The sequence below is a fragment of the Spongiactinospora gelatinilytica genome (genome assembly GCF_003236385.1).
In the GTDB taxonomy this organism is placed as follows: Bacteria; Actinomycetota; Actinomycetes; order Streptosporangiales; family Streptosporangiaceae; genus Spongiactinospora; species Spongiactinospora gelatinilytica.
Map to the genome: position 1 here is coordinate 1 of NZ_POUA01000217.1, position 12,909 is coordinate 12,909.

14 protein-coding genes are annotated in these 12,909 nt (G+C 70.6%); 7 read left to right on the top strand and 7 right to left on the bottom strand.

Translation table 11 applies throughout. From position 1 onward, the window contains the following. Positions 1-104: 104 nt before the first annotated feature. From C1I98_RS24395 to C1I98_RS24405, 3 genes are read left to right on the top strand one after another with little or no spacing between them, the layout of a single operon-like run. The gene (locus C1I98_RS24395) at positions 105-1,160 is read left to right on the top strand and encodes a tetratricopeptide repeat protein (RefSeq protein WP_111169756.1); all 1,056 of its coding nucleotides are present in this window, start codon (positions 105-107) and stop codon (positions 1,158-1,160) included. Beyond that, positions 1,118-2,278, top strand: a complete 1,161-nt coding sequence (gene hsaA, locus C1I98_RS24400) for a 3-hydroxy-9,10-secoandrosta-1,3,5(10)-triene-9,17-dione monooxygenase oxygenase subunit (protein ID WP_111169757.1) — start codon at positions 1,118-1,120, stop codon at positions 2,276-2,278. The genes C1I98_RS24395 and hsaA overlap by 43 nt, the downstream gene beginning before the upstream one ends. 10 nt (positions 2,279-2,288) lie before the next feature. Continuing rightward, positions 2,289-3,452 carry a class I SAM-dependent methyltransferase gene (locus tag C1I98_RS24405; RefSeq protein WP_111169758.1) on the top strand — a complete coding sequence of 388 codons (1,164 nt, stop codon included), beginning with the start codon at positions 2,289-2,291 and terminating at the stop codon, positions 3,450-3,452. Between the two features lie 17 nt (positions 3,453-3,469). Here the strand turns inward: C1I98_RS24405 and C1I98_RS24410 are convergent, their stop codons facing one another. Both C1I98_RS24410 and C1I98_RS24415 read right to left on the bottom strand, forming a co-directional pair. Beyond that, complete coding sequence (locus tag C1I98_RS24410) at positions 3,470-4,282, bottom strand: ABC transporter permease (protein ID WP_111169759.1); 813 nt, start codon at positions 4,280-4,282, stop codon at positions 3,470-3,472. Continuing rightward, the gene (locus C1I98_RS24415; protein ID WP_111169760.1) at positions 4,279-5,217 is read right to left on the bottom strand and encodes an ABC transporter ATP-binding protein; all 939 of its coding nucleotides are present in this window, start codon (positions 5,215-5,217) and stop codon (positions 4,279-4,281) included. The genes C1I98_RS24410 and C1I98_RS24415 overlap by 4 nt, the downstream gene beginning before the upstream one ends. Before the next feature lie 188 nt (positions 5,218-5,405). Between C1I98_RS24415 and C1I98_RS24420 the strand changes: the two genes are divergently transcribed. Further along, complete coding sequence (locus tag C1I98_RS24420; protein WP_199537181.1) at positions 5,406-6,230, top strand: FkbM family methyltransferase; 825 nt, start codon at positions 5,406-5,408, stop codon at positions 6,228-6,230. Positions 6,231-6,282: 52 nt separating this feature from the next. Here C1I98_RS24420 and C1I98_RS24425 read toward each other — a convergent pair whose 3' ends face one another. The 3 genes from C1I98_RS24425 to C1I98_RS24435 all read right to left on the bottom strand — a co-directional run bounded on the left by C1I98_RS24425 (position 6,283) and on the right by C1I98_RS24435 (position 8,945). Next, positions 6,283-7,128 carry a hypothetical protein gene (locus C1I98_RS24425; protein WP_111169761.1) on the bottom strand — a complete coding sequence of 282 codons (846 nt, stop codon included), beginning with the start codon at positions 7,126-7,128 and terminating at the stop codon, positions 6,283-6,285. Between the two features lie 210 nt (positions 7,129-7,338). Further along, positions 7,339-8,478 carry a serine hydrolase domain-containing protein gene (locus C1I98_RS24430; protein ID WP_233508141.1) on the bottom strand — a complete coding sequence of 380 codons (1,140 nt, stop codon included), beginning with the start codon at positions 8,476-8,478 and terminating at the stop codon, positions 7,339-7,341. A gap of 89 nt (positions 8,479-8,567) precedes the next feature. Then, positions 8,568-8,945, bottom strand: a complete 378-nt coding sequence (locus C1I98_RS24435) for a hypothetical protein (protein ID WP_111169763.1) — start codon at positions 8,943-8,945, stop codon at positions 8,568-8,570. Positions 8,946-9,157: 212 nt separating this feature from the next. On the opposite strand from C1I98_RS24435, the gene C1I98_RS24440 reads away from it, so the two are divergent. Together C1I98_RS24440 and C1I98_RS24445 are read left to right on the top strand one after the other, a co-directional pair. Beyond that, entirely contained in the window at positions 9,158-9,538 is a 381-nt protein-coding gene (locus C1I98_RS24440; RefSeq protein WP_146607603.1) for a hypothetical protein, read from the top strand. A gap of 44 nt (positions 9,539-9,582) precedes the next feature. After that, positions 9,583-10,371, top strand: a complete 789-nt coding sequence (locus C1I98_RS24445) for an SAM-dependent methyltransferase (protein WP_111169765.1) — start codon at positions 9,583-9,585, stop codon at positions 10,369-10,371. A 6-nt stretch (positions 10,372-10,377) separates the two neighbouring features. Here C1I98_RS24445 and C1I98_RS24450 read toward each other — a convergent pair whose 3' ends face one another. After that, positions 10,378-11,040 carry a TetR/AcrR family transcriptional regulator gene (locus C1I98_RS24450; RefSeq protein ID WP_111169766.1) on the bottom strand — a complete coding sequence of 221 codons (663 nt, stop codon included), beginning with the start codon at positions 11,038-11,040 and terminating at the stop codon, positions 10,378-10,380. A 111-nt stretch (positions 11,041-11,151) separates the two neighbouring features. Here C1I98_RS24450 and C1I98_RS24455 point away from each other — a divergent pair, with 111 nt between their 5' ends. Continuing rightward, a complete protein-coding gene (locus C1I98_RS24455; RefSeq protein ID WP_111169767.1) occupies positions 11,152-11,562 on the top strand; it encodes a VOC family protein in 411 nt (136 codons plus the stop codon). A gap of 27 nt (positions 11,563-11,589) precedes the next feature. On the opposite strand, the gene C1I98_RS24460 is transcribed toward C1I98_RS24455, so the two are convergent. Continuing rightward, complete coding sequence (locus tag C1I98_RS24460; RefSeq protein WP_199537182.1) at positions 11,590-12,858, bottom strand: cytochrome P450 family protein; 1,269 nt, start codon at positions 12,856-12,858, stop codon at positions 11,590-11,592. Between the last annotated feature and the right edge of the window lie 51 nt (positions 12,859-12,909).

Consider the following 12,909-nt stretch of genomic DNA (forward strand, 5'->3'; position numbering starts at 1 on the left):
AGACAGCCCGACGCCCTGCGCCTCTCCCGCACCTGCCATGCCACCCTCGTCCACACCCTGACCTGCGTCACCCTCGCGACCGCGGACGAAAAGGGAGGAGTCCCATGGGCCGCCCCCCTCACGACGACCTGAAAGCGGCGTTCTTGACCGCGACCGCGTTGGCGGCGGATCGGGCGCTCGCGCCCGGGCGGCGGACGCTGGCCCCCGGACAGGCCGTGACCAGCGAGGACGCGCTTTCCTTCCGCACCGCGGCGGCGGCCCTGGCCTGGCTGGACGCGAACTACGAGGAACTGCTGCGCGTGATCGTACGGGCCGCCGAGTCCGGCCCCTCCGTCCACGCCTGGCAGCTCACCTGGGCCCTGACCACGTACTTCGCCGAGCGGCAACACTGGCACGACTGGCTGTGGACGACCGAGCTGGCCATCCCCCAGGCCCGGGCCCTCGGCGACGACGACGCCGAACGGCGGCTGCTGCGCAACCTGTGCCGCTGCCGGCTCAGGCTCGGCCACCACGAGGACGCCATCAAGTCGGCGTCCGCCGCGCTGGAGTCGTTCGCCGCCGCCGGCGACCGGTACGGCCTGGCCCACACCCACCTGTCCCTGAGCTACGCCCTGGAACGCCTGGGCCGGCTCCCCGAGGCCACCGCCCACGCCCGGACCTCGCTGACGGCGTTCGAGCAGGCCGAAGACGACGACGGACGCGCGAGCGCGCTCACCTCGCTGGCCCGGCTGTGCGCGCTGCGCGGCGAGCCACGCGACGCCCTCGCCCACGCGAGCGCCGCCATCACCCTGTTCGAGGCGCTGGACAACCCCCAGGGCACGGCGGCCGGGCACCACACCTGCGGCAGGGCCTCCGCCGACCTGGACCGGCACGAGGACGCCGTCGCGCACTACCAGCGGGCCATCGAGGTCATCGAGGCCGCCGGCGGCAACGCCTACTACCGTTCGCTGGCCCTGCGCCGGATCGCCGCCTCCCGCCGCCACCTCGGCGACCTGCCCGCGGCCGGGGACGCGCTGCGCGAGGCGCACCGCCTGCTGTCCGGCCTCGATCACCCCGAGGCCGCCGAGGTCGCCGCCGAACTCACCCACCTAAACGACACCGACAACCAGGACGAATCATGGCCGTCATCGACACCATCACCGAACTCAAGCCCCGCCTAGCCGAACGCGTCGCCCAGGCCGAGAGCCAGGCCGACATCCCCGCCGCGACCATCAAGGACCTGGTCGAGTCCCGGCTGTTCGACATGCTGAAGCCGGCCGCCTTCGGCGGGCTGGAGTGCCACCCGCGCGACTTCTACGAGTGCGTCAGGGAACTCGGCGGCGTCTGCGGTTCGACCGCGTGGGTCAGCGCGGTGCTCGGCGTACACCCATGGCAGCTCGCGCTGTTCCCGCCGCAGGCCCAGCACGACGTGTGGGACGGCGACGGCGACGCGCTGATGGCCTCCTCCTACGCCCCCACCGGCACGGTCACGCCCGCCGAGGGCGGCTATCGCCTGTCCGGCCGGTGGAGTTTCTGTTCGGGCGTCCGGCATTGCCAGTGGGTACTGCTCGGCGGTTCGACGCGCGACGAGGACGGCAGGCAGACCGACCGGCTGACGTTCCTGCTGCCCGCCGCCGACTACTCGGTGGAGAACGTCTGGGACGCCGTCGGCCTGCGCGGCACCGGCAGCGACGACGTCGTGGTGGAGGACGCGTACGTCCCCGCGCACCGGACGCTGAGCTGGCGGGAACTGTCGGACGTACGCGGGCCGGGCCAGGAGCTGAACGACTCGCCGCTGTACCGGCTGCCCTTCCCGGCGATCCTCAGCACCACGATCTCCACGCCGTTGCTCGGCATCGCGCAGGGCGGCTACCAGGCCCATGTCGCGATGATGCGCAAGCGGGTCAGGGTCTCCTACGGCGGGCAGCGGGTCGCGCTGGACCCGTTCGCGCACATCCGCGTGGCCCGGGCGGCCAGCGAGATCGACGCGGGCTGGCTCCAGCTCATGCGCAACATCGACGAGGCGTACCTGCTGGCCGAGGCGGGCCGGCCGATCCCGATGGACCTGCGCAGGCGGCTCCGCCGCGACCAGGTGCGGGCCACCGAGCGCGCGGTCTACGCGATGGAGCTGCTGTTCGAGAACTCCGGCGGCCGGTCGCTGCGCAGCGGCAACGCCATCGAGCGCGCCTGGCGCGACGTACACGCGGGCCGCGCGCACGCGGCCAACGATCCCGAGCGGGCCTTCGTGCTGTTCGGGACCGGGGAGTTCCGGCTCGACGTCACCGACCCGATGCTGTGAGGCGGCAGGCATGATGGACGCGCACCAGGCCACCGAGCTGGCCGCGGCGCTGATCGCGGTGGCCGACGGCGACCCTGCGGCGCTCACCGGCACCATCGAGCGGGCCGGGGCCGGGGAGGTCGCCGCGCTGCTCGCCGACGAGATGGCCTTCCGCTGCGGCGTGCCCGCCCACGGGCACGAGGTCGGGCTGCGGCTGGACCTGCTGCACGAGGGCAAGCGGTGGAGCCGAGTGCTGCGCTGCGTGCCGTACCGGGGGGTTGTGGTCGAGCCCGCCGGGGCGGTACCGGTGGCGGCGACCCTCACCGCGCGGCTGGAGGAGACCGCCCGCGGCCTGTTCGGCCCGGGTGCCGCGCGCCGCGCGGGCTGGTGCGAGGTCGCGATCGACGAGGCCGCCTGGCCCGAGATCATCGCGGCGGACGGCATCGCGCCGCACGAGCTGAAGTCCGCGGTACGGCGGGCGGTGGACACCGTGCTCGCCACCCGCACCCGCCGCCCTGACCTGGAGGAACTCACGGTCGCCGCGGACTGCGACAAGTGGGGACTGGTCCACTGGTTCGCGCCGCACTACGACCTCCACTTCCGCGGGCTGCGCGAGCGCGCGGTGCGGGTGCTGGAGATCGGCATCGGCGGCTACGACGATCCGGACGCGGGCGGCGAGTCGCTGCGGGTGTGGCGCCGGTACTTCGGCCGGGGCCTGATCTTCGGGCTGGACGTCGCGGCCAAGGGCGGGCTGGACGCGCCCCGGCTCACCACGCTCGTCGGCTCGCAGGCCGACCGGGGGCGGCTGCGCGCGCTGGCGGCCAGGTACGGGCCGTTCGACGTGGTCATCGACGACGGCAGCCATGTCGGCGAGCACGTGCTGACCGCGTTCGAGGAGCTGTTTCCGCATGTGCGGGCCGGGGGCTGCTACGCGATCGAGGACCTGTGGTCGTCGTACTGCCCGGGGTACGGCGGCGACGGGACCGACCCGGGCGCGCCCGGTACGTCCGTGGCACTGCTCAAAAGCCTCATCGACCGGATTCACCACCGCGAGTGGGGCGAGGGCGATGAGGATTCCGTGGGGGCGGATACGGCCGGGCTGCACGTCTATCACAACCTCGCGGTGATCGAGAAGGGCGTCAACGCGGAGATCGCCATCGCGCCCCGCATCCACCGCGCGGCCCGTGGCTTTTAGCGGCTGAGAGGGCGGTTCTAGCGGCTGAGGGGGCGGCGGAAGGCGCGGAAGGCCGCCAGCATGGCCGCCACGCCGAGCGGTGCGGTGGCGGCCAGCCCGACGGCCGGCGACGCCGCCGAGCCACCGCCGATGGTCAGGTCCCGCGCGGCGTCGATCGCGTACGTGACCGGGTTCAGCGTGGCGACCGCCCGGAGCCAGCCGGGCAGCTTCTCCACCGGGACGAACGCGCTGGATGCGAACATCAGCGGATACGTCACCAAGAACGCGATGCCGGTCAGCACCTCCAGGCTGCGCAGCCAGGCGGCGATCAGCAGAAAGACCCAGATCAGCGACCAGATGACGGCGAGCGCGAGCACCAGGGCCCCGACCATCCCGGGCACGCCCCCGGACGGTACGAACCCGAACAGCGCCGCCCCGCAGGCCAGCAGGACCAGCAGTTGCAGCGCGGCCCGCGTCAGATCCGTCACCGCCCTGGCCACCAGCACCAGGCGCAGGTTCACCGGCAGCGACCGCAGCCGTGCCGTCATGCCCGTGCCCATCTCCCTGACCAGCACGATCCCGGCGTGCTGGGCGGCCCCGATGCCGGTGGTGACCAGCAGCGCGGGCATCAGGTAGTCCAGGTACCGGACCCCGCCGGGCAGCGCGCCGGGCCCGGCGATGCTGCCGAAGATCTGCCCGAACAGGGTCAGCATGACCAGCGGCTGCACCAGGTTGAGCACGACCGCCCTGCGGTCGGCGAAGGCGTGCCGGAGCTGGCGCGCGGTGAGCAGCCGGAGCTGGGTGAACGACCCCGGGTGCGACCACTGCTCCACCTGGGCGACCGCTGTCATACCCGGCTCTCCTCTCGTTGGGTCAGTGCGAGGTAGACGTCGTCCAGGGTGGGTCCGGTGAGGTTCAGTTCGGTGATGTCGGTGCCGTCCAGCAGGCGGACCACCGCGGGCACGTCGGCGGCGGCGGCCATCGGCACGGTCACCGTACGGCGGGCGGGGTCGGGCACCGGGGCGTACCCGCCCGCCCGCAGCGCCGCCGCGGCGGCGGCGACGTCCTCCGGCCCGGCCAGGGTGACGTGCGCGCATCGGTCGCCGACGGCGGCCTTGAGCCGCGCCGCCGTCCCCGAGGCGACCACCCGGCCGGACGCCAGCACCACGATGTGGTCGGCGAGCCGGTCGGCCTCCTCCAGGTACTGGGTGGTGAGCAGCACGGTCGTGCCCTCCGCGGCCAGCCGGCCGATGGTCTCCCACAGCGACATCCGGCCCGCCGGGTCCAAACCGGTGGTCGGTTCGTCCAGGAACAGCACGGCCGGACGGCCGACGACGCCGACCGCGAGATCGAGTCGCCGGCGCATGCCGCCCGAATAGGTGCGTACCGGGCGTTCCGCCGCCTCGCGCAGGCCGAACAGCCGGATCAGCTCCGCGGCCCGCTCCCGGGCCCGCCGCCGGCCCGCGCCCAGCAGCCGGGCCACGAACTCCAGGTTCGCCGGCCCGCTGAGCGCCTGATCGACCGCCGTGTCCTGCCTGATCAGCCCGATCCGGCGGCGGACGCGCGCGGCGTGCCGTACGACGTCCAGGCCCGCCACCTCGGCCCGGCCGCCGCTCGGGGGCAGCAGCGTGGCCAGGATGTCGACGAGCGTGGTCTTGCCCGCGCCGTTGTGGCCGAGCAGCGCGAGCACCGAGCCCGCGGCGACCTCCATGTCCACTCCGTCCAGCGCGGAGACCTCGCCGAACCGCCTGGTCAACCCGATTGTTCTGATCGCGGGCGCACTCATCACGCTCCCTCGCGAAAACAAATCGACCCACGACACATTACCGGCCAGGCTCGGAGACGGGCAGTGGCGTAGCTCCGCAGAGCCACCGTGAGAAGCGGGTGGCGCGTTCGAGCCAGCCGATTCATCCCGCCTGTGGGGGACGACGCGGAGCGGCGCTGGCGGTTATTTTCTGGTGGTGCGGAGAGGGTGTGAAGGAGGGTATCGGCATGCCTTCGTCGAAGGAGGGATCGGATAAATCAGGACCACGCCAGGGCGCCCCTGAGCTTTTCCAGGTGAAGGCCGCCGCGGTGAGCCTGGGCGTGCGTTCGCTGGCCCGGTTCACGCCGTGGCTGGAAAGCGAACTGCTCGGTGTGCGAAGCCTTACCGGACCGGGCGGCACCTGCGTTGACGTGGGCGCGGCCGCCGGTCTCTACACGGCCGAACTCGCCCGTGCGGTCGGCCCCGGCGGCGTGGTACACAGTGTGGAGCCGCTTGTCTTCGCGCATGCCGTGCCCTCCCGGCTCCTCGGCCTGCGCGACCACCCGAATGTCGTCAGGCACGCGCTGGCCCTCGGCGAAACGGAGGGAAAATCGGTGATGAGCGTGCCGCTGCGGAATGGCCGAATGGTCACCGGACGTTCATTCGTCGTTTCCGGCGCATTCGGGCTCGGCCAAAATCGCGAGTTCGACGAACATATCGAGGTCGTGGTGGCGATGCGCACGCTCGACGGGTTGTGCGAAAGCGCCGGCATCGGCCAGGTGGATTTCATTAAGATCGATGTGGAAGGCCGAGAGCTCCAGGTTTTGGTAGGCGGCGCCGCCCTCATCGAGCGCTGCGCCCCCGCCCTGCTCCTTGAGGTCGAGCAGCGCCACCTGTCCCGCTACGGCACCCACACCGGCGACCTGCTGTCCTGGCTCGCCGACCACGGCTACGCCATGCGCGCCTGGCGCAACGGCACCTGGCAGAAGGTCCCCGGCCTGTCCCCGGCCCACCGCAACTACCTGTTCACCGCCAAGGACCCGGCCGGCCGCTGAAGGCGCTGAAGGCTCGTCCGGGTCCTTGGACACAGGGACACAGGGGCACGGGTCAGAAGTCGAAGCGGTCCAGCTCGGCCGTTCCAGCGTCCTTCTTGTAGGAGAGCAGGTAGGACTCGCCGTACAGCTCGAACGGGGTGAGGGTGGTCCAGCCGGTCGTCCAGCCCTGTTGCCAGACGCCGCTCCAGGAGCCGTCCTTGTGGAACTTGCTCAGGTCCGCCTCGCCCGAGCCGTTCTTGTAGGACAGCAGGTAGTACTCGCCGTCCGCCCGGAACGGGACGACGTTCGTCCAGCCGGTCGTCCAGCTCTGCTTCCACACATTGCTGTAGGAGCCGTCCTTACCGAATTTGTCAAGGCTGGCCTCGCCCGTCCCGCTCTTGTAGGAGAGCAGGTAGTACTCGCCGTACAGCTCGAAGGGGGCGAGGGTCGTCCAGCCCGTTGACCACCCGTGCCGCCACACATTGGCGTAGGAGCCGTCCTTACCGAACTTGTCCAGGCTGGCCTCGCCCGAACCGTCCTTATAGGACAGCAGGTAATACTCGCCGTACAGCTCGAACGGGGTAAGCGTCGTCCAGCCGGTGGTCCAGGTGTGCTGCCATACGCCGCTGTAGGACCCGTCCTTACCCCACTTGCTGAGGTCCGCGTTTCCCGCCCCGGACTTGTAGGAGAGCAGGTAGTACTCGCCGTACAGCTCGAACGGGGCGAGCGTCGACCAGCCCGTCGTCCACCCCGCCTGCCACACCCCGTCGTACTCGCCGTCCTTGCGGAACCTGCTGAGATCGGCGTTTCCCGCCCCGCTCTTGTACGACAGCAGATAATATCCGCCGTACAGTTTGAAGGGTGCGAGCGTCGTCCAGCCCGCCGTCCATTCTTTGCGCCATATCTGCGTTAACCCCATGCTCAGAGTTTTACTTGGGCCCCGATCTTCGTCAACCCCGTTCTCAGCATTCGGTATGAATCGCCCAGTATCCGCGAAGGCGGATCTGATTCGCATCATGCGAAAAAGCAGGCCACCAGGTGAGAATACTGTCGATTTATTATCAGGCAGCCGGGTATTGACAGGCCGGGGCGGCGATGGCAACCGCTAGGCCTGTGCCTGTGCCTGTACCTACGCGTGCGCCTTGATCGCCTGCTGGACGGCGGCCAGGAGGCCGGCGGCGCGAGCGTCCGGCACACCCTCCTGGATGTGGTTCATGACGTACCCGAAGGCGAGCCCCGTCGCCGGGTCGGCGAAGCCGAGTGACCCGCCGTACCCGCCGAACCCGAAGGCGGTCGGGCTGTGCCAGAACAGGCCGGGCATCGGCAGGCCGAGACCGGTGGCGATCCGGACCGGCGTACGCAGGATCTCGTCCTTGCCGCTGACCTGGAGGGCGGTCGCCGCCGCCAGGGTCTCGGGGGTGAGGATGCGGTGCCCGTCCACCTCGCCGATCAGCGCCGCGTAGCAGCGGGCCAGGGCGCGGGCGGTGCAGATGCCGTTGGTGGCGGGGAACTCGGCCCGCTGCTCGGCGGGGTCGTCGTGGTTCAGCATGGGCGTGACCACGGACATGGCCCGCATGCTCAGCGATGCCGGGTCGGTGAAGGCCGCGATCATCTCGCGGGCCGGCTCCGGGACGGAGTCCAGGTCGATCGCGGCCTGCCCGCCGGGGGCGGGCGGCGGCACGACGATCCGGGCGACCCGGTGTTGTTCCGATTCGGGCAGCCCGATCCACAGGTCCAGGCCGAGCGGGGCGGCGATCTCCTCGGCGAGGAAGGCGCCGACGCTGCGCCCGCTCACCCGGCGCACGACCTCGCCGACCAGCCAGCCGTACGTGTGCGCGTGGTACCCGTGCGCGGTGCCCGGCTCCCAGACCGGGCGCTGCGCGGCCAGCGCGGTCACCATCGGTTCCCAGGTCAGCGCCTGCGCCGGGGTGATCGGCCGGTCGATCACCGGCAGCCCGGCCTGATGGGTGAGCAGCCACCGGACCGGGATGCGCTCCTTGCCGTTCGCCGCGAACTCCGGCCAGTACTCCGCCACCGGCGCGTCGAGATCGAGTTCGCCGCGCTGCGCCAGCAGGTGCGCGCAGGCGGCCGTGACCCCCTTGGTGGTGGAGAACACGACCGCGAGGGTGTCGCGCTCCCAGCGCCGGCCGGTACCGGGGTCGGCCACGCCGCCCCACAGGTCCACGACCTTCTCGCCGTGCAGGTAGACGCCGACGGCGGCGCCGATCTCCTGTCCGCCGGCCAGATTGGCCGCGAACGCCTCCCGCACTCTTTCAAATCCCGGTGCGGTCTCTCCGCCGATTTCGGGCATGCGTCATCGCCTTCGGTTCTGGTACTGAAGTGAGTGCTACGTGAGTGCTACCTGCGCCAGTGGTCGATCAGCCAGGCACAGATCTCCGGTTCGGTCATTTCCGGGAACTCTTCGGTGAACGTGACCAGCGCGCGGATCGCCTCATCACGCTCCAGGCCGCGTTCTGCCGCCGCCCGCAGGTATTCCTGGCGTGCGGCGGTGGGTCGGCCGCCGCCCGTACCGCGTCCGGGCAGGCCGTTGCGCCACTGGACGATCTCGTCAAGCCGCCCGGGCCGCCAGCCGGGCGCCCCGTCCACCTCGACGTCGGGCTCGGGGAACGGGTGGCTCGAATCGCCCGGATAGCGCGAGCGCCATTTGTGCACCGCATGCCGGCTCACCCCGAGCGCGTCGGCGATCCCGAGCACGCCGAGGTAGGACTCGGTCATGGCGCACCTTTTCTTTCGTCGTCTTCGGTAGAGACGATGTTAGTCGCCGCCCCAGAGCATCGTCAACAACGTGGACAAGGTTGCTCGAAGGGCCGCTCGAAGGGCCGCCATAGCCGCCGGTTATGGGGCAATCGTGGGGTAGGCGGGGCCGTCGCCCGGTGTCATCGTGAGTGCGTCCGAACGCACATTCGGTGCCAACGGAGGTACCTGACATGCGAGTTCTCCACAATGTGGCCACGATCGCGGCCTTGGTACTCGGCCTGGGCCTCACCACCACGACCGCCGACGCGGCGACGGCCGCCCCCGCCCCCGCGCACCTCGGAATCTCGCTCACCCCCACCTCGGGCACCGTCTCGCCGGGCGGCTCGACAAAAACGATCCTGCACTCCGACGAGCCGGTGGACCTCATCAGCGTCTCCGGCGCCCCGCCCGGGGTGACGGTCGGCCTGTCCAACCCCAACCCCATCTACGTCGTGTTCTACGCCTCGCCCTCGGCCGCGGCGGGCCTGTACGTGATCACCTTCCGCGCGAACGGCTCCTCCGCCAACTACCGCCTGATCATCACCACCGGCGACGACCGACCCGCTGAGTAGCATGGTGGCGCTTCCCCCGGCCACCAACAGAACGGACGAGCCCCGTGACCGAAGCCCCCGACGACGGCCACCAGGCGAGCGCGGCGCGGATCTATAACGCGTTACTCGGCGGCGACACCAACTTCGCCGCCGATCGCGCCGCCGCCGCGCTGCTGGAGTCCAAGTACCCCACCGTCCGTCAGGCGGCGGTCGCCAACCGGGCGTTCGGGCTGCGCGCCGTACGGCACGCGGCGGAGGCCGGAGTGGACCAGTTCCTGGACATCGGGTGCGGGCTGCCGCTCGCCCCCAACACCCACGAGGTCGCCCGCCGGTCCCGGCCCGCCGCGCGCGTCGTCTACGTCGACAACGATCCGCACGTCATCGCGAACGGCAATGAGTCGCTGCGCGGCGAGGGGATGGCGACCGTACCCGGCGACCTCCGCGACCCGGCCGCCGTTCTCGACCACCCGCAGGTCCGTGACCTGCTGGACTTCGGCCGTCCGGTGGCGATCCTGGCCGTGGCGGTCATGCACTTCATCGGGCGGGACGACGACCCCTTGCGGATCGTCGCGACCCTGCGCGACGCGTGCGCCCCCGGGTCGTGGTTCGTACTGACGCACGCCTGTACCGACACCATGCCCGCCGACGAGGTCACCACCGGCACGTCCGTCTACCGGCGGACCGCCACCCCGGTCACCGCCCGTACCCGGCAGGAGATCGAGAAGCTGTTCACCGGCTTCGAGCTGCTGCCGCCCGGCCTGGTCAGCCCTGCCCTCTGGCGCCCTGAGCCGGGCGCGGCCGACGGCCCCGCGCCCACCGAATCCCTCGCCGGAGCCGGAGTGCTCGCCCCCTGACCGAGGTCAGCTACGCAGGGACTCCAGCATTCGGGTCAGCGCGGCCATGGTGTCGGCGAGGTCGCGTGGGTGGTCTGGATGATCTGGGTGGTCTGGGTGGTCTGGATGATCTGGGTGGTCTGGGTGGTCTGGGTGGTCGCCGTCCGGGCCGGGGCGGGCGAGCCACAGTACGGCCTCGTTCATCGCGCCGGACAGCAGGTGAGTGAGGGGTTCGACGCGCTGGAAGGCGATGGTGCCGTCGTCGATGAGCCCCTGTAGGGCCTCGGCCAGGTGCCGGGCGGAGGCCGCCTCGTCCATCGCCCGCCACTCGCTCCACCCCAGCACGGCCGGGCCGTCCACCAGCATGATCTGCTGGACCTCCGGATCCGAACCGGCGGCCAGGAAGGCCCGGCAACCCGCCGTCAACCGCTCCCACGGGTCGTCGTGCCGCTCCGCCGCCGCCGCGACCCGCGCGGCCACCTCCTGCTGGACCTGTTCCAGGACGGCGCGGAACAGCCCCGCCTTGCCGTCGAAGTGGTGGTAGAGCGCGCCCTTGGTCACCCCGGCGGCGGCGACGATCTCGGCCAGCCCGACCGCGCCGTACCCGCGTCCGGCGAAGAGCCGCCTGGCCTCGGTGACCAGCGTGCGGATCGTCTGCTCACGCTGGTGTGCCCGGCTCGTGGGTCCCATGATCGCCTGCCTGCCTGCCGTGCCGCCTCGGTTGACATACCAATGGTATGTTCCTACGGTAGCGTGACATACCGACGGTATGTGAATGTGTGACAGGGGGACGAAGCAACCATGCGACTGACCGGCTTCTATCCAGTGATCTGCACGCGCGCCATCGCGGAGTCACGCGACTTCTACACGGGCCTGTTCGGCTTCGAGCCGACCTTCGAGGCGGACTGGTACGTGAGCCTGCGCCGCCCCGGCGACCCCGCCTACGAGCTGGCGCTGCTCGACCACACCCACCCCACCATCCCCGAGGGATACCGGCGGCCGGCGCAGGGCCTGCTGCTGAACTTCGAGGTCGTGGATGTGGACGCCGAATGGGAACGCCTGGTCCTCTGCGCGGGCCTGGAACCGAAACTGCCGCTGCGCAGTGAGGACTTCGGCCAGCGGCATTTCATGGTCGCCGACCCCGACGACGTGCTCATCGACGTCATCACGCCGATCCCGCCCTCGGCCGAATTCACGGCGCAGTACGCCTGATCGTCGGGTCTTCTTCAGCAGGTCTTCTCAGCGGGATCGAAGGCGAACCGGCAGCCGTACCGGGCCCCGGACCGTCAGGCTCGACTTCCACTCCAGTTCCTCCGGGCGGACGGCGAGCGCCATTTCGGGAAACGCCCGGATCAGCCCGCCGATGGCGATCCGCCCTTCCAATCGGGCCAGGGCCGCGCCGACGCAGTAATGGACGCCGTGCCCGAAACTCAGGTGGGCGTTGTCGGCACGCTGGAGGTCGAGCCGGTCGGGGTCGGCGAACGCGTCCGGGTCACGATTGGCGGCGGCCAGGGCGACGAGCACCGGCTGCCCCGCGGGAATCACGGTATCGGCGATCCGCACCGGCTCCAGCGTGAACCGCCAGGTGGAGAACTCGGTGACGCTGTCATAACGCAGCAGTTCCTCAATGGCGGTCTCCAGCAGGTCGGGCCGGCCGCGCAGCAACGACAGTTGCCCGGGGTTTCGCATGAGCGCGAGCATTCCATTGCCGACCAGGTTGATCGTGGTCTCATATCCGGCCACGAGCAGTAGGAAAATCATCGGAACGACCTCGTCCCGGGTCAGCTCGCCATCCGGGTCCGCCAGCGCACTGATCACATCGTCACCGGGCGCCGCGGCCTTCTCCTCCACGATGCCGGTGATGTACTCCACCAGCTTGCCCATGGCCGCGACGCGCGCTTCACCGCCGGTCCCACGAGAGATCACGACATCATCGCACCACCGCCCGAAGTCCGCGCGATGCGCGGCCGGAATCCCGAGCATTTCGCAGATCACCGTGGCCTGCATGGGCGCGGCGAACCGCTCTATCAGATCAACCTCATCGGCCGTGGCCATCCGCGCCAACAGCATTTCCACGGTCTCCTCGATGACACCGCCGAGTTTCGCCGCCAGCCTGCGCCGCTGAAAGAACCCGGCAACCACGCCCCGCAACCGAGTGTGCTCAGGCGGATCGAACGTCAGCAGATGCGCCCCCAATCCCGAACGATCCTCAAGCGGCTTCCCCCGCCCGGCCTCCCGCCAGTCGGAAGGCGCATGGCCGGGGTCCTTGCTGAAACGGGGGTCGGAAAGCACCAGCCGCGCATCCGCGTAGCGGGTGATGAGCCAGGCATAGAGGCCGTTGCGGAACCGCACGAAATGAACGGGCCGCGAACGACGCAACTCAGCGTAGAAACCATAGGGATCCGCCACGAACTCCGGCCCGGAAGGCAACGACTCCCCAAACCCAGAACCCACGGACGACACCTTGCCAGGGACGGGATTTGTAGGCAGGACCTCGTCGGTGGACAACCCGCTCTCCCCTCACCTCTGCGGCAGTACCCCTCTCGACCTCATGTTCCC